This window comes from Nitrosospira sp. Is2, from assembly GCF_033095785.1.
Taxonomy (GTDB): domain Bacteria; phylum Pseudomonadota; class Gammaproteobacteria; order Burkholderiales; family Nitrosomonadaceae; genus Nitrosospira.
Genome location: NZ_CP137134.1, coordinates 1,612,439 through 1,639,233, shown reverse-complemented (window position 1 = coordinate 1,639,233; position 26,795 = coordinate 1,612,439). Strand labels below are relative to the sequence as shown.

The following is a 26,795-nucleotide window of genomic DNA, read 5'->3' as shown; positions in this document are numbered from 1 at the left end:
GGGCTTTCAATCAAACAACGCCTCCACAAATTCCCTTGCAGCAAACGGCCTCAAATCGTCCAAGCCCTCGCCTACCCCGATAAAGCGGATGGGTAGTGGCTGCTTGTCCTGGCGTTGCCTGGCGATAGCGGCGATCACCCCTCCTTTGGCAGTGCCATCCAGCTTTGTGACGATGAGGCCGGTCAAACCAAGCGCATCATCGAACGCTTGAACCTGAGCAATGGCATTCTGGCCGGTATTTGCATCGAGCACCAGCAGCGATTCATGCGGCGCGCCCGGCTCTGCCTTGGCAATGACCCGCTTCACTTTCTTGATTTCTTCCATGAGATGCAATTGCGTTGCCAGCCGCCCGGCAGTGTCCGCGAGGACGATATCGATCCCGCGAGCTTTCGCCGCGTTGACCGCATCGAATATAACGGCGGCAGGATCCCCTTTTTGCTGCCCGGTATTTTCCTGCGCAATCACAGCGATATTATTACGCTCGCCCCACGCCATAAGCTGCTCGCGCGCAGCCGCCCGAAAAGTGTCGCCGGCCGCGAGCAGCACGGTTTTTCCCTGTAGCTGAAAATGATGCGCAAGTTTACCAATGGATGTTGTTTTTCCGGCGCCGTTCACACCCGCAAGCATAATGATGAAAGGCTTGCTGGCCCCAGTTTCAAGAGGTAGCGACAGGGGTTCAAGCAGCGCGATGAGTGCTTCCTGCAATGCTTCCTTGAGTTGCGCCGCCTGGGTCAGTCCATTGCGTTTGACTTGCCTGCGCAGTTCGTCGAGCAGCCAAGTGGTCGAGCTCACACCAGTGTCGGCCATGAGCAGGACGGTTTCCAGCTCCTCGTAGAGGGCTTCGTCGATTTTGCCGCTGCCGAAGAGACCGGATAAGTGTTTACCCAGGTTTTGGCGGGTGCGCGAGAGTCCGGATCTTACCCTTGCCGCCCAATGGGAAGGGGAGTCCGCGGTCTCGGTATTATTTTTAGAGTTGAAGAAACTCGGCATTCTGGTAGGCTGTTATATTAGTCGGAATTCAATACCGAAACCCCGCAATCGCGGTGTTATTTCCGATTTTATCTGTTTACCCGGCTTTAGGTTGTTAAAAAAATGATGAGTTATCGGTATTTCCTCCTGTTTCCGGCAGGCTTGCGGTCGCTCGCGATGCTGTTCGCTTTGTTGCTTCCGGGGAGTCTCCTTGCTGACACCGCTCAAACGCATGAGTACATGCTTGCCAATGGTCTTAGGCTGATTGTCAGGGAGGATCACCGTTCCCCAGTCGTAATTTCGCAGATTTGGTACAAGGCTGGAAGTATTGATGAAGTAAACGGCGTTACCGGCGTGGCCCATGTGTTGGAACATATGATGTTCAAGGGCACGAAAAAGGTTCCCGGGGGTGAGTTTTCTCGCCGCATCGCGGCCGCGGGGGGTCGAGAGAATGCCTTTACCAGCCGCGACTATACCGCCTATTTCCAGCAATTGCACAAATCCAGGCTGCCGTTGGCGATGGAGTTGGAGTCCGACCGGATGCGCAACGTGATACTGACGGAAGAAGAATTCGCGAAAGAGATCAGAGTTGTGATGGAAGAACGCCGCCTGCGTACCGATGACCAAGCCCGCGCTCTGGTGCATGAAAAAATGATGGCCACATCTTATCAGGCACACCCATACCGGCAACCCGTAATCGGTTGGATGAATGACCTTGAAAACATGACCGTTCAAGACGCGAAGTCGTGGTATGACCGATGGTATGCGCCAAATAACGCTGTTCTGGTCGTGGTAGGCGATGTCAACCCAAAGGAGGTCTTTGCCCTGGCGCAAAAGTTTTATGGACCTATCAAGTCGGGGGTGCCATTACCACTGGATAAGCGCAAGCCACAGATGGAGCCGAAACAGGTCGGGATCAAGCGGATCACGGTGAAGGCGCCGGCGCAATTGCCCTATCTTGCAATGGTTTACCATGCCCCGGCGTTGCGTAACCCGGCTACCGATTGGGAACCCTACGCGCTCGAGATGCTCGCAGGGGTGCTGGATGGAAACGAATCAGCACGTCTTAATAAAACGCTGGTGCGCGAGCAGCACATTGCGAGTTCAGCGGGGGCGAGCTACGATTCCACGGCGCGGGGCCCGGGCATGTTTTATCTGAACGGCACGCCAAGCGAGGGCAAAACCCCGGCTGATCTTGAAGCCGCGTTGCGTATCGAGGTGGAAAAGATTGTACGCGAGGGCGTGACCGAGGAGGAACTCGTCCGTGTTAAGGCTCAGGTCGTGGCCGCTCATGTCTTCCAGCTCGACTCGATGTTTTTTCAGGCAATGGAAATCGGCCAACTGGAAAGCATTGGACTGTCATATCGTGATATCGATACGATTCTTGAGCGGTTGAAAGCTGTCACCGCGGAACAGGTACGGGACGTGGCAAAGAAATACCTGACGGATGACGTCCTCACGGTTGCGGTACTGGATCCGCAACCGCTGGAGCAGAAAACACCTTCTGCCCCGCCTGCGTTATTGAGGCATTAAGGCTATGAAATCCTGCTGATCTATTCCTGTTTCCGTTTAGCTTTCAAGAGCGTTTTCTAAAGAGGCCGCAATGCATGTGATGCGCTTCATGTTTTTACTGCTGTTAAGTTGCTGTTCACAATGGGCCTTGGCTACATTGCCCATCGAGCATTGGCAAACACCTTCAGGCGCCCGGGTATATTTCATAGAAAGCCGGGATTTACCGATACTCGATGTCAGCGTAGATTTCGACGCAGGAAGCAGTACCGACACGGCGGATAAATCGGGCCGTGCCGGATTAACCCTGCATCTGTTGAGTCTGGGCGCCGGTGGATTGACCGAAGATCAGGTTGCGAAAGGTTTAGCCGACGTTGGGGCCCAGCTGGGGGCCCATTTCGATCAGGATCGGGCCGGTATTTCGCTGCGCACGTTGAGCAGCGCAAGAGAGCGCGGTCAGGCGCTGGATATATTTGGCCGCGTCATCCAGCACCCGGAGTTTGCTGGGAACGTGCTGGAACGGGAAAAGGCTCGGGTAATCGCGGGATTGAAGGAAGCCGACACCAAACCGGGCACTATTGCCGACCGCCTGTTGATGAAGATGCTCTACGGTAACCATTCCTATGGGTTGCGCAGTTCGGGCGAGGTTGACAGCGTAAGTGGGTTGCAACGCGACGATTTGGCTAATTTCTACCGTTCCCGTTATACCGTCGGCAACGCGGTAGTTGCGATCATGGGGAATGTAAGCCGCGCTGAGGCTGCCGCGATTGCCGAATCACTGACGAAAGAGTTACCGCAAGGAAAGCCGGCTGATGTTTTGCCTGAGGTGACGCCGCCGGCCCCCCACACCCGAAAGATTGCCCACCCTGCGACCCAGAGCCATATAGTGCTCGCTTATCCCGGACTCCGGCGCGTCGATCCCGACTATTTTCCGTTGCTGGTTGGTAACCATATATTGGGGGGGGGAGGATTCACCTCCCGCCTGATGGAAGAGATCCGCCAGAAACGAGGTTTGGCTTATAGCGTGCACAGCCATTTCGCGCCGCTCAGAGAAAAAGGCCCTTTCGAGATAGGACTGCAAACCCGGAAGGAACAGTCAGAAGATGCGCTCTTGCTAACTCGAAAAGTCCTCGCAGATTTCGTGGCTGGCGGCCCAACAGAAAAAGAACTTGTGGAAGCCAAACAAAATATTATTGGCAGTTTTCCTTTGCGTATCGACAGCAACAAGAAGATTATCGGATTTCTTGCGATGATTGGTTTTTATAATCTCCCCCTCACCTACTTGGATGACTACGTAAAAGCGGTGGAAAGGGCAACCGTTTCCCAGGTCAAGGATGCGTTTCAGCGACGCATCAACCCAGACGGGATGGTAACTGTCGTGGTCGGGGCTGTGGGAACCGAATAGAACAGCTATTTCCCTGGATCGTTCCAGTCGAACGCACCTCTATTCTCGACATTCGTATTGGTGAAAAATAAAGTTCGCATCATCGCCGGCGAGTGGCGAAGCCGCGTCCTCGCATTTCCCGACAAGATTGAGTTGCGGCCGACGCCCGATCGCGTGCGCGAGACCGTCTTCAACTGGTTGGGACAGGATATGAGCGGGAAATGCTGCCTGGATCTGTTCGCGGGGAGCGGCGCCATGGGCTTTGAAGCGGCGTCACGTGGAGCCGGGAAGGTCGTCATGGTGGAATCCAGCCCCGGCGTAATGACAACGCTGAGGGCTAGTTCGCTGAAACTTGGAGCTTTGCAAGTGGAGTTGGTGGCGATGGATGCGTCCCATTTTATCGACTTGGATGCGCGTCGGTTCGACGTAATCTTTCTTGATCCCCCCTATCGCCTGGGGTTGCTACCGGAGCTGCTATCAAGGCTCCATGGGCACCTTTCTCCGGGCGGGCTCGTCTATGTGGAAAGTGACAGCCTTCCTGAGGCGCGTGCGGAGTGGCAGGTATGGCGGCAGGGGCGCGCGGGCAAGGTATTTTACCAACTTTTAAAATCCTTAGAACATGGAAAAAGCGATCTACCCGGGAACGTTTGATCCTATCACCCGGGGTCACGAGGATCTGGTTAGGCGGGCGTCAAGCCTGTTTGACCAGGTGGTGGTTGCGGTGGCGGATAGTAGGAGTAAAGCGCCGTTTTTTACTCAGGACGAGCGGGTGGGGATGGTGCGGCAAGTACTGGTCGACTACACCAACGTCCAGGTAATGTCATTTTCGGGTCTGCTGATGGAGTTTGCGCAACAACAGGACGCAAGAGTCATCTTGCGCGGACTGCGCGCCGTTTCCGATTTCGAGTTCGAGTTTCAGATGGCTGGCATGAACCGTAGCTTATATCCTGATGTCGAAACCCTGTTTCTGACACCGTCGGAGCAATATATGTTCGTATCCGCCACTATAGTACGGGAAATCGCACTGCTCGGCGGAAGTGTGGATAAATTTGTGCATCCCTTTATAGCCGAGCAGTTGCGGATGAGAATCGAAACGCAATCTTGAGGTTGATATGGCTTTAATAATTACTGATGAATGTATTAATTGCGATGTGTGTGAGCCGGAGTGTCCAAATGACGCTATTTCGTCCGGAGAGGAAATCTATGAGATCGATGCCGCTCGGTGCACGGAATGCGTGGGGCATTATGAGGTTTCACAATGCGTGGAAGTATGTCCCGTGGATTGCATCGTCCTTAATCCGGACATAGCTGAGACAAAAGAGCAGCTGTACGAAAAATACCTCAGTCTTTCCGGGCAGCAAGTTCCTCAGGGATAAGGTAGCGTCTGGGACCGAAAATAGCGGTGCCCACTCGAACCATGGTCGCGCCTTCTTCTATCGCTATATCAAGATCCTCCGTCATTCCCATGGAAATCGTATCAAGACCATAACCCGCGTGGTTTAAGAGATCGAACGCTTCTCTTACCATCCGGAATTGGCTGCGCTGCAGGGCGGTGGCCCTGGTAAGTTCGGGAATAGCCATCACCCCCCTGAGTTTCAGCCGCGGCAAGGTGACAATATGCGCCGCGAGGCCGGCGACTTCATCGGGCGCTACGCCGCTCTTGCTATGTTCACCACTCACGTTTACTTGCAGGCATACCTGGAGGGGGAGTAACGATTCAGGCCTATCTTTGGACAGGCGGTCGGCAATTTTTTTCCGGTCCACGCTGTGGACCCAGGTAAAATTTTCCGCTATACGGCGGGTCTTATTACTCTGTATCGGCCCTATGAAATGCCACTCGATGGGTAAATCGGGGAGCGCCGCGATTTTTACCAGGGCCTCCTGGAGATAATTTTCCCCGAAAATAGTCTGACCCGCGGCAAAGGCTTCGCGGAGGCACTCGGCCGGATTGGTCTTGCTTGCAGCCAAAAGCGTAATCGACTCGGGTTGCCGGCCTGTTTTCTCCGCAACCTCCTTGATACGCCCTCTCACCTTTTGAAGACCCGAGGCGATGGTTGTCGTGTTTGGTTCCATTTCTTCCTTCTTGATTTACCTTACTTATCTTACCCCCTCGTACAACTCGCCCATGAGGAAAAAAGTTGATGGGGCATCAGCATAGTAGTGGCACTCATCTTTACGGTCAAGCCACCCTCGCGTTCACGAGGCACTTCAGTACTGTTCGATCACTCCGGCAGGTCAGTAGATCACTTTTACATGTTCTGGCCCGAAATGAGCTTCGAGCGATTGCAGCAAATCTTCATGGAGGCTCACCCGCCACGCCTCGCCCAGCGAGAGCTCGCATGTCGCGTTGTGGTTGCGATAGATCACGAAGACCGGGCAGGAAAAGTTATTTCCGCCGCTGACTCTACCCGCATTGCCGCGGTTACCGCGGTAGGGTCCTAGCAGTTCTCTCAGTCTTCGGGCATCGGAGGATCCGGTGCAACGAAGTTCAACGCGTTTTGCATAGCGCGAGCGGGCGCTGCTCAGATCGAACAGCTGATCGGCCGTAATCCGCAGTCCATACTCATCCTCTCCACCCTTGTTGTTCACTCTTGCCTCCACCACGAGCAACTGATCTTCCTTCAGCCAGTTTCGTGCCGATTCGAATAGCTCGCTATATACCACCAGTTCCACGCGTGCACTGCCATCATCCAATACGATCACTCCCATCCGGCCGCGACGTGTCACTTGCGTGCGCATTGCGTAGACAATGCCAGCAAGGAGTTGCGGTTCTCGCTGTGGGTTCAGCCGGTCCAGGCGGCAACGTACAAAATGTTTCAATTCGTCCGCGTAAGCGTGGAATGGGTGGCCGCTCAAATAGAATCCCAACGCCATTTTCTCGTTTTTCAGCTTTTCCTTCTCCGGCCACGCCGCCACATTCAGCAGGCTGGATCTTTCCAGGGGCGTATCGCGTTCTCCGAACAACGTGACTTGGTTGGCCGCACGTCCAGCCTGCTCGGCCGATTCGAGTGCAATGCCTACCGATGCGAGAAGGCCGGCTCGATGACGATCGATGGAATCGAATGCGCCCCCGCGAATTAGCGACTCAACCACGCGGCGGTTGACGATCCGCTTGTCCACCCGATGGCAGAAATCGAACAGGTCCTGGTAGGGACCGCTCATTTCGCGCGCTTTAATAATTGCCATAATCGCGGATTCCCCGGTTCCTTTTACCGCGCCTAACCCATAACGTATGGTTTTTGCGTCCACAGGAATGAAGCGATAACCGGACAGGTTAATATCCGGTGACAGCATGACCAGCCCATTGGCAATGCTGTCCTCGAAGAAGGAGTGGACCTTGTCCGTATCGTCCATATCAGCGGAAAGGGTCGCGGCCATGAATTCCGCCGGATAATGCGCTTTCAGGTAAGCGGTCTGAAAGGCGATGAGGGCATACGCGGCCGCATGCGATTTATTAAATCCATAGCCGGCGAACTTCTCCATCAGGTCGAAGAGCTCGGCCGCATTCCGCTCCGCCATGCCATTCTTGACCGCCCCGGCAACGAAAATGTCCCGCTGTAACGCCATTTCTTCGGGTTTTTTCTTCCCCATGGCCCGCCGAAGCAGATCGGCGCTGCCAAGGCTATACCCCCCAATAACCTGCGCGATTTGCATGACCTGTTCCTGATAGACCATCACACCGTAAGTGGGCTCAAGTATGGGCTGCAAGCGTGAATCGAGATATTCCACACGTTTGCCGTGCTTGCGTTCGGTAAACTCGGGAATAAGGGACATTGGGCCCGGTCGGTACAACGCCACTAGCGCGATGATATCTTCGAATCGGTCCGGTTTTGCCCGCTGCAGCAGATCTTTCATGCCGCGGGATTCGAACTGGAAAACGCCCACCGCATTACCCTGGCGCAATAACGCATAAGTGGCGGTATCGTCCAACGGCAGATTTTCGAGGCAAAAGGCAAGGGAAAAGGACTGGGCGCCCGTGGCCTGAGTCGAGCTACCTTCTTCACGCTGCCTGATATATCGTACCGTCCAGTCGAGTATGGTCAACGTCCGCAACCCCAGAAAGTCGAACTTTACCAACCCGATTTTTTCGACATCATCCTTATCCAACTGGCTTATTACCGACTCCCCGGAATCCGTGCAATAGACCGGGCAAAAATCGGTGATCTTCCCGGATGCGATCAGTACGCCCCCAGCATGCATCCCCACGTTGCGTGTAAGCCCCTCGAGACGCTCAGCCAGTTCCAGCAAATTACGCACCTCTTCTTCCGCTTCCGCTCGTTCATTCAGTTGCGGTTCCTCCTCACGCGCCTTCTTAAGTGTCATGCCCAGATCGAATGGCACCAGCTTGGCCAACTGATCGACGAAACTGTAAGGCAGATCCAGCACCCGACCGACATCGCGCACTACCGCCTTCGCTGCCATGGTTCCGAAAGTGGCAATCTGCGAAACGCTCTCGGCGCCATACTTCTGCTTCACGTATTCGATCACGTGTTCGCGTCCGTCCTGGCAGAAGTCGATGTCGAAGTCAGGCATGGATACGCGTTCAGGGTTGAGAAAGCGCTCGAAAAGCAAATCGTAACGAAGGGGGTCAAGGTCGGTGATTCCCAGCGAGTATGCAACCAGAGAGCCTGCGCCAGAGCCACGGCCGGGCCCTACCGGCACGCCGTTGCTTTTGGCCCAATTGATGAAATCGGCAACAATGAGAAAATAGCCCGCAAACCCCATCTGGACGATGATGTCAGCTTCGAAATCGAGCCGCGCCCGATAACTGGGCATTTTCACTTCTCGCTCGACAGCATCGGGAAAAAGCGTCTTCATGCGCGCTTCCAGGCCTGAGATAGCCTGATTGCGCAGGTATAGCTCCAGGCTCTCGTTGTTGGGGGTAGGAAACAATGGCAGGCGATTCACGCCTAATTCCAGTGTCAGGTTGCACCGCCTGGCAATTTCCACGCTGTTGGCGAGCGCCGCTGGCATGTCGGCGAACAGTTCGGCCATCTCGGCCTGACTTTTAAAATATTGCTGTTCTGTGCAATGTTTCGGTCGGCGACGGTCGCCGAGTACATAACCTTCCGCTATGCATACGCGCGCCTCGTGTGCGCGGTAGTCTTCGGGGTTAAGAAACTGCACCGGCTGCGTCGCAACCACGGGCAAATGCAGGGCCGAGGCCAACATCAGCGAGCGCTGCACGACTGCCTCCGTATTCGGGTGTCCTGCCCGCTGCACTTCGATATAAAAACGACCAGGGAAGAGACTGGCCCATTCTCTTGCCAGGGTATCAGCTTGCGCCGGATCATTCTGCATCAGCACAAGACCAATCTCGCCGAGATTCGCGCCCGACAGGGCGATAAGCCCATTCGTGCCGAAATTGTTTTCTCTTAGCCAGGACTTTCGGATCTCGGCGCGCCCGCGATGATAATTTTCACGGTAGGCGCGCGAGAGAAGACGGCACAACAGCAGATAACCGGGATGGGACTGGCATAACAGCAAGATACGAGAGGGTTTGTCGCGGTCCGTTTCATTGCTTATCCAGACATCGCAGCCGACAATCGGTTTAATTCCGTTGTTGCGAGTGGCCTGATAAAATTTTACCAGGCCGAACAGGTTGGAAAGATCCGTTAGCGCCAGCGCCGGCATGCCCTCGGCAGCTGCTTTTGCCACGGCCTCGTCGATCCGTACGATGCCGTCCACAACGGAATACTCGCTGTGCATCCGCAGGTGAATGAAGATTGGCTGTGTGGGCATAACGGGCATGACCGATTCACTGGCTGCTATTGATACCATCCCGGTTAAGCCGGTACGTCAGCAACAGATTTAATTCCAAGTAGAGCTAAAGCAGATTTCAATTTTACACCAAATGAAAGTACTAACTCCCGCCTGCTCGAAAAGCATCCACGTTATCTAGCTTCTCCCGGCATCGCGAGATAACCGCAAGATATTCCAGAATGAACTATGACGATATATGCGAGCCGGCCAGTGATGTGACGGAAGATGTACGGCCCGGGGGGTCGCTTCCGGGGGTCGCGCAGTGCAGATGGAAAGCCCCTAGGCCAATAGATAACTTGCGTTCAGGAAATTTGGAACTCAGGAACCGTATTAATGGGTCGGAGGGCAGTGCGGCCGCCCTGTTCGCCAAAGAAACTGACAATTCTCTCCGGGAGCCAGGTCAGTTTGCCTGGAAACGGCGAATGTAAAAATCCCGCGTGTCCTCCTTCCTCCGGAAATTCCAGAACAACGGCAGAGGAGACGTCATAAGGTTGTGGCAGCACGGAAGCCGGCATGAAAGGATCGTTCAAGGCATTAATGACCAGCGTGGGCACCTCGATATGCCTGAGCCAGGGCTTGCTACTCGATTGCTCCCAGTAGTCTTCAGTGTCGCGAAAGCCATGCAGCGGGGCTGTTACCAAATTGTCGAACTCGTACAGCGTCGTGCACCCCGCGACTGCGGCAGAATCGAAAAGGCTCGGAAAGCGCTCAAGTTTCCCAAGCGCCTTGTACTTCAACGTGTCGAGAAAATGACGGGTGTAGAGCAGGTTGAAGCCTGAAGCGAGGGCGCCCCCAGCAGCTGCAAGATCCAACGGTACTGAAACCGCTACGACGCCATCCAGCAATTGGGAGGCCTGTCGTCCTTGCTCGCCCAGCCATTTCAGTAATGCGTTACCACCAAGTGAAACCCCTACCGCATAAATCGGCAGCCTGTATCCCGGACGTTTGCTCTGCTGGCTTATCCGGCGGAGTATGAAGTCGATTTCAGTCGAATCGCCGGCATGATACGCACGCTCGAGCCGATTGGGCGATCCGGAACAACCCCGGAAATGCACCACTGCTCCCCGCCAGCCCAATTGCCTCAGCAGCGCCATCATGCTCAGCGCATAGTGACTGTATGAGCTTCCCTCAAGCCCATGAAATAGCACAACCAGCGGCGCATCGGCTACGTTATCGAGCCAGTCGATATCGATAAAATCGCCATCGTCCAATTCCCAGCGCTCGCGACGGTAAACGATCGCAGGCCGTGCCAGAAAGTAAGGGTAAATTGTTTGGGCATGCCCCCCGCGGAGCCAGCCAGGAGCCTCGTAGGGTCTGGCGCACAGAGGGAAAGATGAGATTTTCACGCTGAGTCGTAGTTAGGCTTTGCCGGGTTCGAGCGAACGCCTGAGAATGAAAAAGTCGTGTTAACCTGAATTCAACTATAACAAAAAAACCAGGCGTACAGCAAAATAACGTGAGCTTGAGTGTCCCGGCCGTTACCTAAAGATCGTCCCATTTTTTTTGAGCCAAGGCCCGATTCATCTTCGTCGTCCGCAGAATTTGGGCCACCTTGCCGATCAGGGTCTCGCGCTCGACGGGCTTCACGACGAAGTCGATCACGCCCGCCTGAAGGCTCTCGATAACAATATCGCCTTCACTTTTTCCCGTCATCATCATTACTGGCAGATTTGCGAAAGCAGGCATCGCTTTTAGCCGGCGCGTGGTTTCGATGCCATTAACATCCGGCATCATAAGGTCCATCAGGACAAGATCCGGTCGCACGTTCCGCAATATTTCAAGTGCAGCAAGCCCGCTCTCAGCATAAAGCACCCGATAGTTCAAGGGCTCGAGTATCTTCGCCACGATTGTTTGCTGAAAATCATCGTCATCCACAACCAACACAGTCGGTTGTAACCGATCAGCCATCTCATTAAGCGTACGGGCTGCTTTAATGTGAGGAACACACTCTTGACTGAAGCCATCGATCCAGAGCTTCAATGGTTGAGTCACTTCCTCGAAACTGCGCAGGCGCGGGTCTATTTCGTTCTGCTTAAACGAGTCAAATTTTTTTGTTAATCCGTGTTCGCCAACATCGGGCGGCCCCTCCTGCGCAAGCTGCCGGGAGAACTCGTCCAGAGCCGCGCCGATCTCTCGCTCCGCTTTTCGCATAGCCGAGTCGGCAATCTCGATTTCACGATTTCCGTGCGCCACGTGCTTATGCAAGAGTGTCTCCATTTCGCTCAAGCGCCGCGCTTGAGCCGCAAATTCTTCGGCTGTCGGGCTAGCGTCAAGCATGGTGAGTTCACGTATTGCCAGATGCAATGACATGAGCAAACGCGGCGCATCATGTGTCATCGGCCAAAAAAACACGTAGTCGTGAAAACGCTCCTTCTTGCATAGCTGGTAGGCACGCCCGATATTGTTCTTGTCGCAGAGAACGATCACGCGATGTTCCGTCGTCCCAGCCTCGTTGCTACGCGTTCTGAGAGCGTGATAATAGTGTTCTGACTTTTCCAGGGAATCGAACGCAAGCAGCAGCACATTCGGTCGCCGCAGCTCAAAATCTTCTACTATCCTGTCTGGAGCAGTCGAAATGAATACATTGTCAAACTCCGCATCAAGGATCGTTTTTATCAGTTCGCCATCTGCGATATTGTCCGACGCTATGAGTATTGTCGCCGCGGGTCTTGAGGGCTTACCCATCATAAAGGCCCTGCGACCATTCAGTCCCCGTCTGTTTTTGGAAGGCCGCAACATTTTCGTTATTACGAGCCAAGATACTCATCCAGGGCAGCTATTTCAGTCTCGAAGCGATGGATAAAACTATCCAGCTGCGCCGTCTTTTTAGTAGAACAGGCATCTTCCATACTGGCGCATAACTCACCCAGGAAAACAGCGCCGACGGAGCGGGCGGAAGACTTGAGCTTGTGCGCGGCTTCGCCGACCTGTGCCGTTTGTCCAGCGCTGTAAGCTGCCTTTAATTCACCGCTAGTCTTTGTCGCCGTTTTCCGGAAACTCTGCAGGCATTCTTTAATCACAGCAGGGTCGTTTCCCACCAATCTTTCAAGAACAGTAATATCGATGGGCACCGAATTCGTGTGGGGCGGCGGGGTTGGCGACGCATCAACAATCGCGGGAGCGTCAACGAGACCGGCGCGTGTGGCAAACGGCAGCCATTTTTCCAATGTTTTCTTCAAATCCTTTAGCTGAAGCGGTTTGCTCAGATAATCATCCATACCCATGGCGCGGCAGTGCTCCGCTTCGCCCTTCAGGGCGTTAGCCGTGATGGCTATGATAGGAGCATGGGCTGAGCCGGTCTCGCTGGCCCTGATGGCAGCGCAAAGCTCATAACCGTCCATTTCGGGCATATGCACATCGGTCAACAGCAGCGAATACTTGCCGGTTTTCCACAACTCCCATGCTTCGCGTCCATTTCCGGCCACGGCGATTGCATAACCGAGCAAGGCTAGTTGGCGTCGGATCACCTCCTGATTGGTCTCGTTGTCCTCGGCTACCAGGATTACCTGTGAATGCTCCCTGCTCTGGACATTCGGGGAAAAGCCAAGAACGTCCTCTTGAGCGGGAAACCGGTATATTTCTTCTTCTTGTGTCCTGTTTGCCGCAAGCGCCACAGCTTTGAACAAGGATTGACGGGGCAGCAGGTTCCCGTCTATGGTTATGACACCGTTTTCCCGCAGGCGCGGCGAGCGTCGCTTGCCGCGCCCGACAATGACAAAACGCAGGTCCAGGCCGGGCTTTGCGTAAAGCGCGGCACTCAGGCTCTCCAGCGCGGGCGTAGTGTTTTTCGCATCGATTACCGCTATCCATAGCCCAGGTCGGCAGCGGCCGATCCACTCGCTGATGTCCGAAAGATGCGGAACGCGCTCTACACATGCGCCCGCGTGCTCCAGGTGGAAGGCAAGGTCGGGCCCAACACCATCTGCGCTTCCTGCAACGAGACACGACAAGCCGGCAACCTCGGACGTTGGAGAGTCCATCTGGGGGTTTGCCGCCTTCCGTGGCTCGAACGGCAGGCGTACGGAAAACGTGCTGCCTTTTCCCACCGCGCTTTCGACACTGATTTCCCCTCCCATCAGTTCAATCAGGTTACGTGAAATGACCAGTCCCAATCCGGTACCGCCAAAGCGCCGCGTGGTTGAAACATCTGCTTGTGTAAAGGGGGTGAACAGCTTTGCCTTGGTCTCTTCATCCATCCCAACGCCATTGTCGACAACCAGAAATTCGACAAATATCTGCTTCCCGTTCTGTTGGACGGGCAATACGCGTACTGATACCTTTCCTTGCCGCCGCTGATCGGCCGAAAATTTTACGGCGTTGCTGATCAGATTAAGAAGGACCTGGCGCAGCCGTAACGCATCCCCTACTACTTCAAGGGGAACCCTGGGGTCGGTGAATAAGGCAAGTTCGACCCCCTTTTTCTGTGCCAGTTGATCTAACAGATTGCAGACTTTCTCTGCGACCTCGGCTATGGATACCGCGCCGTGCTCGATCTGAAGCTTGCCGGCCTCAATCTTGGAAAAATCCAGGATATCGTCAATGATCCTTAGCAACGCCAACGCTGATTCACGCATCAGATCAACCATTTCCACCTGGTCGCTCCGCAGGCTGGTGTAATGCAGCACATCGATCATGCCGATCACCCCGTTCATGGGCGTCCGAATCTCGTGACTCATCGCAGCGAGGAAATTTGATTTAGCTCGATTCGCCTGTTCAGCATCGCGCCGGGCATGCTCCAGCTCGGCAGTGCGCGACGCTACCATGGCTTCCAGCTCCTTGTTGTAGCGTTCTCGTTCGTGGTGCACCGTGGCTACGGTACGCGAAAGCTGACCAATCTCATCTTGTGCATCAAGGTCTAATTGAGGCGCGCCGTTCCCCTGGCTGGTATTTTTGGTATGGAGTTCGAGTAATTCCAGGCTATCAACCTTTCGCCTCACGATAAAATAAGAAAGAATAAGCCATATGAGAAGACCTGCGAGGGTGATGAAGACACAAGAAACGTAAAACCTTGTACGTTGTGCGGCAACATCGACAATGTTGCGGGTACGCTGGTCGTTCAGCTCATGGAATTCATTGACTAACCGAAAAATTTTGGCTTTAGCAGCGTGATATGCCTCATCGTTCAAAATATCACGAGCCAGTTCGTGGTCAGGCTTGCCTTTGACGACAAACCGGCCGGCGTCGTCCCGGAAAAGACCTTTTACCGCGTTTAGCGCGGTGGTCTCCGTCTGCGCCAACGAGTTTGAATTATTTTCTGCTTCTTCCAATTTAGCGTCCTCTGCGCGTGTAAGTCCGAGTTTCTCCCATCGAGCACGCAAAGAGATTTTCGTGGTCTCATACTGTGGCTTAAAATCGGGGTCCCCGATGATGAGGTTCCAGTAACCTCGTTCGTAGTGACGCGGAGGCGCCATTTCTCCATTTCGAATGGCGAGCGTCTGCCAATACATTTGCTCGAACTTGGGGTCCTTGGTAGTCGTAAAGCTTCGTGCCAAACGTGTAAGGTCGTCGGAGGATTGCCGCAGTTCATCTGCAATCAGGGAGGCGGCGTAACGGGTATCCTGCGCCTGTGTAAGCTTGCCCTGCTCAAAAAAGCGTAGAGAGACAAACAGCGTAAGCAGAAGAATGAGCAGCCCTGTTACAAGATAAAAGATGTGGCTGAGTTTGCGGATCGTCATATCGAATTCTGCTGAATGGATCAGGGCCAGAGGGCGCAATGGTATTAAAGCGGTCAGCGTGGTGTCGGAATTCGAAGGCTTTTTAGCGAAGGCATTCGTTCCATCCGCGATCCCAACTGTCGGGACCGGTTGCAATGGAACGCAATTGGTTAATGGGTATTCATCCTGTTCTTTCCGCGAAAAGCAGCCGGCGAGGTAGTAGGCGGTTACAGGCAGCAAGAAATCTCAAACTGTATCCCGCAGTGAGTATTGATGGATTGGAGGGGTGACGACAGACTCGACCGAACATTGGTACCTGTCGAGCGAAAGGTGATATTCATGCGCAGGCTGGTTGAGCGGATTGTGATTTTGCGCGGCTAGTGTTCCTACCCCCAGGTTGCTCGAAACGTTCAATATCATTTCTTGCACTTTTTTCTTGGTCCAATGGACCCCTCCTTGGCACGTACGACGCCACGTTCGCGACCACCAAATCCCTTTGTCGCGCGAACCATGTCCAGATGTCCTACAGCGGCTCAATCAACTCGGGTTCCATCTTATCCCGGAAAAATGGGAGCCTTTCGACAAACAGCGATGTAAAAACCTGTTAAATCGGTGGCAGGGAATAGGCAAGAAAAATGTCACCAGCGCTTCGTCCGGACCGGGCGCAAATAAAGGTCCGCCGGACGAGGGCGGGCAGGAGCCTGCCTCGTTAAAATTGGCATTCGCGGGGGCATTACATCGATGGATTCTTGTCTTAGGAAGATTCAGGCGCAGGATTCGAAACTATGGGCATTTCCGGCTACCCTATCCCAACGGATTGCGTAATTAGGCTGGGTTCCCCCTACTACGAGGCAATAAACTTCGGAACCTGACGGAGCGGAGATGCCACAGTCCGAGGTGGCAGAGTCTCACGCCAGGCATGTAATCACTTAACATTAATGCTGCACTTAATTGGGGGAAAAGATCATGAGAATGCGGGGGATTGTTATCATGTTTTTCATAGGCTTTTCGAGTGTGAGCTTCGCGAGCGAGCAGGATTATCGGCTGTGTACCGTAGGGGGCTATTTTTCCGGCACTCACGATAAGTTTTTGAGCGGATTAGCGGCCCATATCGCACAGAAGAAACATATTTTTGGTAATCCGATATGTAACGCCGCGTGGGAGAACGGGTTCAGAATCGGAGAAAAACTGTATAAAACAGGAAGGGTTCAAGATCAGGCAGAGGAGGAAATCATTCACCAGGCTGCCGCTTTCAGCTCAAAGGTGTACGACGCAATCAGCGCGCGGATTGATTTTTAACTTCACACGGGGAAGAGATGGGCAGGTTCGCAACAGGATCGTAACAAACTCTCGTCAAGTTGATGACTGATCGGGCGCTAGCATCTTGGTTATCTGGCCACTTCCTCTGCGTTCTTCTAGAAATAGCCATAGCACAGCCTCTTGAGCTTGGCTCTGCACATCGCAATGCTGGGCAGGAAGGTCGCGTGTCAACAATGAACAGGTTAACCCGGCGTTTCCTTAAACGAGTCCCCGGAAACACCGGATTATTGTCTGCCTGCCTTTGCGTGACTGATCTTAAAGAAGCAGGCCGTGGCTAATACCCTCCTGATCCTGCAGATGTTCCAGAGGTGCTGGAGCCCTGCGAGGAGCTCGATCCCATCCCGGTAGCCTGACCGGTGGAGCCGGCTGACTCTTGTGACTTTGCATAATCCTTTGATTGGTCTTTTCCGTACGTGTGGAAGCCTGACCCCTGTGACTTTGCATAGTCCTTTGATTGGTCTTTTCCGTACGCGTGGAAGCCTGACCCCTGTGACTTTGCATAGTCCTTTGATTGGTCTTTTCCGTACGCGTGCGAACCCGGGTTGGAGGTAGAACTGTTTGGCTTTTTTGCGGCGCTGCTTTGGGCGTGAACAACGCCTGTTACCCCAAACATCACGCTGGCAATCATGATAGATCGAGTAATATTTTTTAAAGCGAAGGTATTTTTCATGGCCGTCCCGTTTTTCAATCCAGCAAAATTGCTGTTTTGAAATGGTACGCTAGCTCTAGAGTTGTTCCGTACGTTGTCGCACCAAACACGCGCAAGGAAATACTCGTCGTGCGGCGATACGAACGTTACCGCGCGGGAATAGTAAAGTCAGGTAAGGGCTCAGAGATGATCTTCTTTTCTATCGGAGTGCTTAGCGTGGGTCTTTGATTCTGCCCGGGAGAGAACGTCATGCGCTAAAAAAGCTGACAAAGGCATTCCGCTCGTGACCTCCGGAGGGGTGTGTCCGGCTAAGCAATGGGGCGACAACGCGACATATAGCCTATCAGAAGGCCCAGACCGGCCAGCATCAGGACATAGGAGGAGGGCTCGGGGACTAAGCTCGTGTTGACGATCACTTGGCCCAGATTATTAATTCCGACAGCATGGCTCGAAAATACCCCATGCGGAGCCAGTAAAGGCTGGAGATCGGTCATCCCGACGCCATTGGGGCCGGTGATAAAGGCGTGAGAAGAACCATAATCCAGGCCAGAATGCCCTACCACCTGGCCGGCGTCGTTAATGGCACTGGCGAAAGTGCTATTTCCCCCCAGTGCGCCGAGATCGGTCATGCCAACGCCATTGGGACCGGTGAGGAACGCATGCGTAGAACCGTCCGTCAGGCTGGAGTATCCTGCTACCTGGCCAGCGTCGTTGACGGCAGTAGCGACAGTGTTATTCCCCCCCAGTGTACCGAGATCGGTCCTGTCCAGGCCATTGGGGCCGGAAATGAAGGCGCGTGAAAGACCGTTTCCGGTGTCTGAATATCCTACCACCTGTCCGGCTGCGTTAATGTCAGTTATGAAACCCTGACTAACCGTACCCAGATCGGTCATCCCCACTCCATTGGGGCCGGTGATGAAAGCATGCGCAGAACCGTCTGCCAAGGTAGAAGATCCTGCCACCCGACCGGCATCGTTTATGGCGCTGGCGGAACTGCTATCGCCGCCGAGGGTGCCCAGATCCTTCATTCCCACACCGTTGGGACCAGTGATATAGGCGTGGTATGGATCGCTTCCAGTTCCGGATAGGGTTAAGGTTGACGCTCCTATCACCTGTCCGGCATTGTTCACTCCGCCGGCGAAATTGTAGTTCCCCCCCAATGTACCGAGATAACTATTTCCCACTCCGGCTGGACCGGTGATGTAGGAATCCGCATAAGCGTCTCCGATGTTAGGATATCCGACCACCTGCCCCTTATCGTTGATGCCTACGGCCCAGTTGTCCCAGCTGCCATCGCCGACCGGAGCACCAATGTAGGTCAGCTTACCATCCGGGTTTACGATGATGGGGACCTCGGTAGCGAAAACAGGCGCTACAAGGCCAAGGCTCATGCTCAGGAATGCTGTGACGAAGCTCCTGACTCTGCGGACTTTAGGGCAATGAGTTTTTTGCACGGCGCTTCTCCGGCAAGAGCTGAAACTTAAAGGTTTCGTTGTTTCAATGTAGATGTTGGTGGCTGAATTGTCAAAAGGGAGCTTCGATGTCGGGAGAACAGACCTGATGCCGCCATGCCGGCTACGGAAGCAGAGCCTATTCGCTGACTCTGCTTCCGTATTCATCCAGAAACCCGTGATCATTACAAGGCAGAGAATCCCGAGTATCGCTTAATAGAGGGGCCCCTTGCATACGCGTAAAGTCGGCATCATTAGAAATAACGCGCTGTCTGGAGCGTTCTGCTAGCGGTACGTTACGGCACAATAGTGTCCTCGAAATCGAACAGGTACTCTCGGTCCTTCGCTTGGGTCTCGAGTTCTATTCCTATAGAGGAATAACGGAAACGTTTTTTTTCAGGTGTTTCAGCAACAGCTTGTAGGTGTCCAGATCGAAACTCAACGATGAGCGCGTCTCCCGCACCTCTTCAAGCGCCCTTTCGTCTTCCACTGTTGCAATATGGCACCAGCTGTCAAAAACGTGAACCTGTGTGCGCCCTGACTCCTCATCGTGTTCACGAATTCCAATCCTGCCCGGATACGGCCAGGTCTTCAGCTGGAGAGGAGTTAACGCCTGTTTCAGGCGCAGGTAGTGCAGCTGAGGGTTTTCTTTACCTGCACATACGCCATCACAGCATTTGATCTGGTGAGCAAAGCACGCACCTTTGCCGCTTTCTATGCCAATCGTGCGCGGGCACAGTCCATGTTCTTTTGCCAGGCCGCGCAGCATTTCAGTGGCCGCCTTTCTTGAACGAAAGAAGCCGTAGAGATATTCGAAGACTTCGGGGTGGATCTCATCCTTGTCTACAATATTTACGAGCGATATATGGTTGAGACCGCATGCCAGACTAAGAGAGAACAGACTGGAGGATGCGCGCAGCAGTCGGTTGTGCACGGGTTGGCGCTCCTTGATCAACCTCGATTCAAGCAGCAGTGCGCCCAACTCTCCTGCAGTCTCCATCCATCCAACGCGGCGAACCTGTTGTCCGATGCGCATTGCGCGGCTCGAAGCATGATCTCCGCCGAAATGGGACATCACTCGTGAGCGCAGGGTGACACTCTTGCCAATATAGAGCGGCAAATCGTTTTCCCCATGGAAGAGATAGACGCCGGGACTATCAGGTATCTCATCCAGGAACGCGGGATCGAGGCCAGCGGGTAGACTTGGTCCCTTGACTAGGGATGCCACAGCCTCAAGCACACGGGCTTCTCCTAGTTCGCGCCTGGCCAAGTCAAGATAAGCCACCACGACCTCGACATCGCCCATTGCCCGGTGGCGCGCATCAGTCCTGAGCCCATGCCGCCACATGATTGCATCTAGCCCATGCCCTCTATGCTCGGGATAGAGCTTGCGCGACAGCTTCACCGTACACATGACCTTTTGTCGCAGCACCGCACCCATGCGGTTGAATTCGCTCTTCAGGAAGCCATGGTCGAACCGCACGTTATGCGCTGCCAGTACTGCTCCTTCGATATAGCCATATAAGGTAGGTGCAACCTCCTCGAAGGTTGGTGCGTCCTTTACCATTTCGTCGGTAATGCCGGTCAAGTGGGTTATGAAGGGCGGGATACTGATGCCGGGGTTGACCAGCGTCTGCCAGCGCTCAGTTTCCACGCCGTATTCAAACCGGATCAGGGCGATCTCGGTAATGCGATCATATAGCGGAGTCGCGCCGGTGGTCTCCAGATCCAGCATGACGTAGTTGGGTAGGGTAGCAAACATTCCTTGTATATACTTTCCTAGTGTTCGGCAGTCACCACCTGGAGCCAGCGATCATGCACCCAGGCGTATTGCGGGGGGGGCGGAGTGACGCGCGTGAGGATATATACAAGCTTCTCCGCACTGAATGTACAACAGTCCTTCTTCAGCCTGTTCTTGCGATACCTTGAGGCAGTTTGATTACCTCGTCTTTTTGCAGGAAAGTCTGGAACGCGAGCCGGTCGAAGGAGAGATTTAAAGCGAACGATCTGAAGGAAGAGGCGGGGGATGCGAAACCGACAAATGACTATTGCTTTTCGCGCCTCTAGTGGTCTACTGTTGACTTAACCGTTGATTAATCTCGTCTAGCTCGGCTATAAGTTCGCAATAGGGCAGCAATGAATAACAAAAACAGCTGGTGATGAACCTAACTAGTTGAAATTATGGTAGGCCGTGCCAGATTCGAACTGGCGACCAACGGATTAAAAGTCCCTTGCAATCAATAGAAGGTAGCAATAGACAACACAACTCAACAGCCTAATCAATAGCTTAACCGAAATTCGTTGCTGCCGCTTGTCACCATTTATTGCCGTGTTTTATCAGTAAGTGTCCCACCAGTGTCCCGTCCTAAGGCGTTATCTGTAGTTCTTTAAACGATATTTTATGTATTTATCGTACATCCGTGGGGATATAGTGAAAAATGAACCGCTCCGGGAAATAGGAAGGCAGTAACTTTACGTCCTCAGTTGTAGGGGCGGGTTACATCAGTTGAGACGTAGGAAAGCTCAGGTAGAGTTACTTAAAGTCTAGGTTGTATAATAAGGATCGGCAAACTCATGCTCAAACAAGATGTCCGCTAAACCCCTATTAGTTTTGCTTTTTGCATTTATGACTACGTTTCCAAGCGTTGGTATCGGGGCTATCGTCTGTCCACCGATGCCTGATGCGATAACAAAAGTAAACAAAGATGTTGCTTCTGACGTAAAAGCGAGCGTCGGGACTTTGGGGCGACTCAAAGCGGGGGAGGTAACGTCGAAAACAGAGGTGGTTGCGAAAAACTTATTTGAACGTTATCCCAATGCGGACCGCCTTCTGGTCCTACAAATGATGGGTTCCACGTATTGCTCAATGCTTAAAGACAATACGTATATATCCGAGAATGATAGGCAAAAGCTTTGGGCAGAGTTCCAAAAAGAATCTTTTTCCTTTGTTAATCCTGGCCCACCCCCACCCCCTAGGCCAAATGAAAAACCTAAGCAGAAACCAGCTGCTGCTTCTGCGAGGGAATTGCTGGCGTCAATTGGAGACACTGGTTGGATATTTGTAGGGTATTTTAATGTAAACAGTAAGCTTTTTATCGAAGGTCCGTATATATCCGTTCGAAGCCAATTCAGGGGCATCCCCGATAAATTTGTGGAAATAGGTAATACAGTAACACTTGATGTTTCGCGAAAAGTTTATTTGGTTGACTTTCGCAAGACGGGCGCTGAAAAAAAACTTAAATCACCGATCAGCAAATCCATAATGGACAAAGATGACGAGACGGGGATTACGCTACCAGCGAACACGAAACTGACCGTTAGGGATGTTAGTGAAGGAAAATGGGAGAATGTTGAGAGCGCGGCGCTTTGGATACGAGTTGTAGCGGTAGCAGAGTGAATTTCTCCCCCGTCTAACCGCTTCTAGCTAAACACGAGAGGCAGCAAAAAGCTAAACCTCGCGCATACAGCGCGCAGGAGCACGTCTTGACATCGCGTACACGCGGAGGGTTGAGTTTCCTCTCGCGCACGTATGCGACCGCACCGTTGTGCTTGCGTCTTTGCCATAAGCGACAGTAGGTAGGGGACTACAGCGAGGGAATTGCGCCTCGCGCAGATGCGCGAGAAATAACGTAACTACTTAGTGTTCAATGAACCACAATCCGATTCTGCCACTAGGGGCACATTTGAACCGTTCTCTTCCAGAATGCAGTTCCGCTCCCACCGTAATGTAAAGGCAGGGGACCTATCGAATGATGGTAATTAGCGATGAAATTAAATTCTTGAATAGTGAGGTCAAGGTTTGCCAGGGCAAAACAGTTTGCTTCAAACTCATTAGTGGTTTGCTCCACAAGATGACCGCATTCGTGCGCCGATGTAAACACTTGCATTAGTGGCGGCAACGCGAAATAGGTTGATCCATAGGTTATTGAAGGCCAGCCGTCCTGATCCCATTGGGCGTGAGCCCAATACGATGAAAATCCGGTTCTCTGACGCACCGGAACAAGTTGGCCTGTCACTGCATGTTCCGCAGTGCATGCCTGTGCATTGGGAATTGTCTGCGCAGCGCTCGGTTCGAGCAATAGCAACGACAAGCTTAACAGAGGGAGGTATTTCCACATGACAAGATCCTTTTAAATAAAACTTATCATATAATTTACTCTTTCTTCTACGACTATCATGTTAGTACGGTATGCCTAAAGCATCAAGAATTAGCGGAACTCTGGACATAAACGTTTTACTGAGTTTTGTCTTCGGGGTCGTATTTATTACTGCGATTCTGATTTTCGCTGTCTGGATAAAGGACCCTTCGGCATTTCAGCTGTGGACGTTTATTACCGTCCTTGCTTTATCGGCGGGGGGAGTAGGTGCCGTAATTCCGGGAATACTAAATGTCGACCTTCCCTATGTGAAGGCCGGAGGAGCCTTGGCGTTATTTACCATGGTTTTTTTGATGAAACCTCAAATAATCGAAACTATTGATAAAATTGTTCCACCTGCGGTCTCTCCAACAGCAGCCATAGAGGCGTATCTATCAAAAGTCGATGCAAAAAAAATAGACGAGGCTTGGGGGTTACTTGATGAGGAAGCCAAACTTGGCGTTGCACGCGATCGTCAAGCATACCGGGATGTTTATGCTTCTGGGAGAGACGTTCTAGGAAAAGTACTTGAACGTGATGACATCGGAGTGCAAGAATACCAATCTCCCCCCGGGTATCCTGTAGGCATTTATAGAATTGTTACATTTCGTACAAAATTTGAATCGGGCGAGTGCCACCAGGAGAGCGTAGCACTACGTGCGATCGACGGGAAAAGGTGGCACGTTTACCTTCATAGCATCGTGCCTACCCCGATTCCCTGTCTCAAAAATTGATCGCAGGAAATTAACTAGGCTCGCTACAGAAAACTTTCTTCTGTCTTTTAAACTCCTCGTGCATTCCTTTCAAGTACGCTTTCTGATTAAAGATGGGGTAGGTAAGCCTAGGTAGATTGGTATGTCTAAGAAGCAATACGGCTACCGTAGTAGAGAGAGGGTAAAAATAGCCCTCATAGCTACGCCTACCGTAGTAGCGAACAGCTTTCATGAAATTCCTTACTACGCCTACCGTAGCTATCCTGCTCCCCCTACTACGCCTACCGTAGCAAGCGATGTGTTTTTAACCTTCATTGGAGGCAGTGGCTCCAACAGCTTGTACCGGCCTCTGGGGAATGCCTTCGGGGAAATGTCGAGCTTGCCTTTACACTCATCCATTGCGAACCAAGTTAAGCCGTATAACGCGGCTTTGTTCGGTCTTGCGCCCTTGCGCGTTTCAGCTATCAAACCACATTCCAGCAACTGGCGCTTAGCATTGTGAAGAGTCTCCTCGGACTTCCAGCCCCGCACTTTCATTAACGTCCATGCCGCGCACAAGTCCCCGTTATTGTTGCCCTTGTACTGGGCGGCTAGATCAAACAAAAGCATTCTCGCATGCGAGGTAAGCCCGATAAACGCCACGCTGTTTAGTACCTCGTGGGGGAAGGCTACATATCCCCCTCCCTCGCGCTTGTCACGCGCGTCTTTATACCTATTGCCTTTTGCCATACCTTAATAATCTTCAAGAAGGTCTACCCATGTTCCACCCTTGGCTATTTTTTGAATCACTCCTACTCCTTCCATTGTTAATTAAATGCTCCTTATTTCTTCGTGATGGTAGCTAATGGCAGATTATGTCTTAATCCCCTTGCAAGAATGCCTCTAGAAGCACGCTACAGGGGGGTACCATCGGCACTAGTGGGGGTTGGTGATACCTTTCATGTCCTGCGATACATGTGTCCAGCAGTAACCCCCCTTCTGCGCGTCCTAAATGGAATGCGCTCAACTACTCCGAGGGTAACGGCTTTGGGAGAAATCTAGCCATCCTGGATTTTGTTTTAGCTGATCGCTCAAGGTCTTTGGTAAATGCGGGGGACCTAGCTTGTAAAAACTCATATAGCCACCCGACGCCAGTCTTTTTAAAATTCTCCTCCGCATTTTCTTTAAAGTATTCATAAATATAATAGCAACCTCTCTTTCCTTTCTCCGTATAGATCATGTTCTTTCCCATTGATGGGTATTTATCGTCCTGAGGAAGTGGGCAACATTCTGCTGAACAGCTAAACCATTTGGGGCAATCCATGGATTTCATTAGTCTTGGCTCTCCAACCATTGATAAAACTTTGCCTCATCTATTAGTAGCTTACGACCTATGCGCACTATAGCCTGAGATAAGCCGTTCCCTGGTATTTCCCCAACTGTAGAGTGCCGTGGCTTTGAATTGAATATGAGTGCTCTTAACGATCCTTCAGAAAATGATGGATTTCTGTGCGAGAACTGCTTAACGGTTAATAGCGTTTTAGGGGGATTGTTTAGAAAGGTGTTGACTGTGGAACTTTGCACTGCTACAGTGGTGCTACGATCGAGCATTTATACGCCTCCGATAGATAATAGACAAAAAAACTCTCTCCGTAAAATACCGAGATGAGCCTTGGAATATTTTTCAACACTCCATAAGAAAGCTTAACACGCAGGTTGCGGTTTTCGTAGGTTTATTTTACAGCAGGCTCAAAATATACTTTTATTTTTTTTCAGATATTTACAGAAAAAATGATAATTCAGCAAGATCGTGGGGATTTTGAAGGACTTTTATCCGAACATTTTATTGTTCATGCTCGCAACGACCCTAGCCGTATGGTCTGAAGAAAGGTGCGCGTATCTCTTAACCATCTGCAAGGTCTTGTGTCCTAGTATCTCCGCAATCTCGGCTAGACTTGCTCCGTTCATTACAAAGAAAGAAGCAGCTGTATGGCGCAAATCATGGAAGTGGAAATCCTTCAACCCTGCTTTCTTCATGGCAGTCTCCCACGGGGAACGCAAGTCCATAGGCTTCGCCTTTTCTCTTGAGGGGAAAAGTAGTTTGCTGTCTATCCGGCGCACTTTGCTCAACTCTTTCACTAGGTCTAAGGCATGGCCTGTAATCGGGACATAACGCCGTTCCCCATTCTTTGTGTCCTGGAGTATCGCGTTGCCCTTGTGCAAGTCAACCACTTCCCAGGTTAGGCCCATAATCTCGCCTTGTCTCATGCCTGTAGATAACGCTAACACGACAACGGAATAGAGATAAGGGTTAGAAGATTCTTTACATGTCTTTAGCAGGCGAAGGCGCTCATCATCGGATAGAAAACGAATTCGAGCTTTTCCTTCTTTGGGCTTCGTCACCTTCCGCATCGGGCTATCTTCCATCCATCCCCATTCCTTCACCGCCATCGTGAAAGCAACAGATAGGGCCGCAAGATAACGGTTAACTGTAGATGGGGAACGAGGCTTGCCACGTACCGTAATCCCTCCAGCTAGCTTGTCTCGTTGTTGAGCAATCAATGCGGGGGTAATGTCTGCTAAAACCTGATGTCCAATCTCACTTTTCCACCAGTTAAGTTGGCGAACCTGATCCCGTGCATTCTTTGGCTTGTTAGGTAAAACATCCCCGATATAACGGTCTATTAACTCAGCCAGGGTATGGCGCTTTGCTTCTGAAGTCTTGAAGTGACGGTTATTCCTGATTGCTGATTCGGTATCTTGCACCCACTTGTTTGCGTCCGTCTTGCGTTCGAACGTTTCGGATAACTCAGGAAAACCTTTCCTCCGCACCTTAGCCCGGTAAGAAACTTTCCCCTCGCTGGAAACCCGTCTCTCTATGCTTGCCATGTCTGCTCCCCTTGTCTATTTGATGAGTTAGAGCTTACATGAGGAGACAGATTAGTGCAACAACGGATTAGCAATCCCGCGTTCTCTCTCTTTATTTCATTTATCTACAGATATTTACGCGAGAGTAAAGGCAATATGGGACATTGATGGGACAATTACTCTTCATTTTGGTAGGAAATGTACCTTTAGAGGTCAAGAAAAGCTCTTCCCTTTAACGCGACTCCATTGTCGCGTCTGTCGAACTTATGCTTTCTTATCTGTTTTCTGTGTCTTGTACTTTCCTTTTAGTATTAATAGATTCTTTCTGATTCAATAACAGATTCCGTGTACCGTTTTGGGTACTGTTACCACGTGAAAACGGAACTGTTTCAGGTAAAAA

19 protein-coding genes and 1 tRNA gene are annotated in these 26,795 nt (G+C 52.2%); 8 read left to right on the top strand and 12 right to left on the bottom strand.

Annotated features, from left to right (window positions below; all coding sequences use genetic code 11):
• Nucleotides 1–6 precede the first annotated feature (6 nt).
• Entirely contained in the window at nucleotides 7–990 is a 984-nt protein-coding gene (gene ftsY, locus R5L00_RS07185) for a signal recognition particle-docking protein FtsY (protein WP_317653965.1), read from the bottom strand.
• Nucleotides 991–1,095: 105 nt separating this feature from the next.
• Here ftsY and R5L00_RS07180 point away from each other — a divergent pair, with 105 nt between their 5' ends.
• The 5 genes from R5L00_RS07180 (at nucleotide 1,096) to R5L00_RS07160 (ending at nucleotide 5,238) form a co-directional block, all read left to right on the top strand.
• Nucleotides 1,096–2,502 (top strand): M16 family metallopeptidase, encoded by a 1,407-nt coding sequence (locus tag R5L00_RS07180; RefSeq protein ID WP_411555611.1) that lies wholly within the window; start codon nucleotides 1,096–1,098, stop codon nucleotides 2,500–2,502.
• 70 nt (nucleotides 2,503–2,572) lie between these two features.
• Nucleotides 2,573–3,883: a pitrilysin family protein gene (locus R5L00_RS07175; RefSeq protein ID WP_317653964.1), complete on the top strand. Its 1,311-nt coding sequence runs from the start codon at nucleotides 2,573–2,575 to the stop codon at nucleotides 3,881–3,883.
• Nucleotides 3,884–3,943: 60 nt separating this feature from the next.
• Nucleotides 3,944–4,513, top strand: a complete 570-nt coding sequence (rsmD, locus tag R5L00_RS07170; RefSeq protein ID WP_317653963.1) for a 16S rRNA (guanine(966)-N(2))-methyltransferase RsmD — start codon at nucleotides 3,944–3,946, stop codon at nucleotides 4,511–4,513.
• Nucleotides 4,482–4,967 (top strand): pantetheine-phosphate adenylyltransferase, encoded by a 486-nt coding sequence (gene coaD, locus R5L00_RS07165; protein ID WP_107694629.1) that lies wholly within the window; start codon nucleotides 4,482–4,484, stop codon nucleotides 4,965–4,967. The genes rsmD and coaD overlap by 32 nt, the downstream gene beginning before the upstream one ends.
• 7 nt (nucleotides 4,968–4,974) lie before the next feature.
• A complete protein-coding gene (locus R5L00_RS07160) occupies nucleotides 4,975–5,238 on the top strand; it encodes a YfhL family 4Fe-4S dicluster ferredoxin (protein ID WP_107694628.1) in 264 nt (87 codons plus the stop codon).
• On the opposite strand, the gene R5L00_RS07155 is transcribed toward R5L00_RS07160, so the two are convergent.
• The 5 genes from R5L00_RS07155 to R5L00_RS07135 all read right to left on the bottom strand — a co-directional run bounded on the left by R5L00_RS07155 (nucleotide 5,204) and on the right by R5L00_RS07135 (nucleotide 15,300).
• Entirely contained in the window at nucleotides 5,204–5,935 is a 732-nt protein-coding gene (locus R5L00_RS07155; protein WP_317653960.1) for a YggS family pyridoxal phosphate-dependent enzyme, read from the bottom strand. The two genes, R5L00_RS07160 and R5L00_RS07155, sit on opposite strands and share 35 nt — an antisense overlap.
• A 162-nt stretch (nucleotides 5,936–6,097) precedes the next feature.
• Nucleotides 6,098–9,604 carry a DNA polymerase III subunit alpha gene (gene dnaE / locus R5L00_RS07150; protein ID WP_317654139.1) on the bottom strand — a complete coding sequence of 1,169 codons (3,507 nt, stop codon included), beginning with the start codon at nucleotides 9,602–9,604 and terminating at the stop codon, nucleotides 6,098–6,100.
• A 323-nt stretch (nucleotides 9,605–9,927) separates the two neighbouring features.
• On the bottom strand, nucleotides 9,928–10,971 hold the full coding sequence (locus tag R5L00_RS07145; protein WP_317653959.1) for a YheT family hydrolase: 1,044 nt from the start codon (nucleotides 10,969–10,971) through the stop codon (nucleotides 9,928–9,930).
• Between the two features lie 136 nt (nucleotides 10,972–11,107).
• The gene (locus R5L00_RS07140; protein ID WP_317653958.1) at nucleotides 11,108–12,313 is read right to left on the bottom strand and encodes a response regulator; all 1,206 of its coding nucleotides are present in this window, start codon (nucleotides 12,311–12,313) and stop codon (nucleotides 11,108–11,110) included.
• Nucleotides 12,314–12,372: 59 nt separating this feature from the next.
• Nucleotides 12,373–15,300, bottom strand: a complete 2,928-nt coding sequence (locus R5L00_RS07135; protein ID WP_317653957.1) for an ATP-binding protein — start codon at nucleotides 15,298–15,300, stop codon at nucleotides 12,373–12,375.
• A gap of 945 nt (nucleotides 15,301–16,245) precedes the next feature.
• Between R5L00_RS07135 and R5L00_RS07130 the strand changes: the two genes are divergently transcribed.
• Nucleotides 16,246–16,578, top strand: coding sequence for a hypothetical protein (locus R5L00_RS07130; RefSeq protein WP_317653956.1), 333 nt, complete (start codon nucleotides 16,246–16,248; stop codon nucleotides 16,576–16,578).
• A gap of 978 nt (nucleotides 16,579–17,556) precedes the next feature.
• Here R5L00_RS07130 and R5L00_RS07125 read toward each other — a convergent pair.
• The 3 genes from R5L00_RS07125 to R5L00_RS07115 all read right to left on the bottom strand — a co-directional run bounded on the left by R5L00_RS07125 (nucleotide 17,557) and on the right by R5L00_RS07115 (nucleotide 20,976).
• Nucleotides 17,557–18,702 carry a PEP-CTERM sorting domain-containing protein gene (locus R5L00_RS07125; protein WP_317653955.1) on the bottom strand — a complete coding sequence of 382 codons (1,146 nt, stop codon included), beginning with the start codon at nucleotides 18,700–18,702 and terminating at the stop codon, nucleotides 17,557–17,559.
• Between the two features lie 364 nt (nucleotides 18,703–19,066).
• Nucleotides 19,067–20,461 carry a 3'-5' exonuclease family protein gene (locus R5L00_RS07120; protein WP_317653954.1) on the bottom strand — a complete coding sequence of 465 codons (1,395 nt, stop codon included), beginning with the start codon at nucleotides 20,459–20,461 and terminating at the stop codon, nucleotides 19,067–19,069.
• A gap of 420 nt (nucleotides 20,462–20,881) precedes the next feature.
• Nucleotides 20,882–20,976, bottom strand: a tRNA-OTHER gene (locus tag R5L00_RS07115).
• 310 nt (nucleotides 20,977–21,286) lie between these two features.
• Between R5L00_RS07115 and R5L00_RS07110 the strand changes: the two genes are divergently transcribed.
• On the top strand, nucleotides 21,287–22,096 hold the full coding sequence (locus tag R5L00_RS07110; protein ID WP_317653953.1) for a hypothetical protein: 810 nt from the start codon (nucleotides 21,287–21,289) through the stop codon (nucleotides 22,094–22,096).
• A gap of 792 nt (nucleotides 22,097–22,888) precedes the next feature.
• Nucleotides 22,889–23,569: a DUF4019 domain-containing protein gene (locus tag R5L00_RS07105; RefSeq protein ID WP_317653952.1), complete on the top strand. Its 681-nt coding sequence runs from the start codon at nucleotides 22,889–22,891 to the stop codon at nucleotides 23,567–23,569.
• A gap of 237 nt (nucleotides 23,570–23,806) precedes the next feature.
• On the opposite strand, the gene R5L00_RS07100 is transcribed toward R5L00_RS07105, so the two are convergent.
• The 3 genes from R5L00_RS07100 to R5L00_RS07090 form a co-directional block, all read right to left on the bottom strand.
• Nucleotides 23,807–24,277 (bottom strand): hypothetical protein, encoded by a 471-nt coding sequence (locus tag R5L00_RS07100; RefSeq protein ID WP_317653951.1) that lies wholly within the window; start codon nucleotides 24,275–24,277, stop codon nucleotides 23,807–23,809.
• 277 nt (nucleotides 24,278–24,554) lie between these two features.
• The gene (locus tag R5L00_RS07095; protein WP_317653950.1) at nucleotides 24,555–24,860 is read right to left on the bottom strand and encodes a hypothetical protein; all 306 of its coding nucleotides are present in this window, start codon (nucleotides 24,858–24,860) and stop codon (nucleotides 24,555–24,557) included.
• Nucleotides 24,861–25,357: 497 nt separating this feature from the next.
• The gene (locus R5L00_RS07090) at nucleotides 25,358–26,416 is read right to left on the bottom strand and encodes a site-specific integrase (RefSeq protein ID WP_317653949.1); all 1,059 of its coding nucleotides are present in this window, start codon (nucleotides 26,414–26,416) and stop codon (nucleotides 25,358–25,360) included.
• Nucleotides 26,417–26,795: the final 379 nt, after the last annotated feature.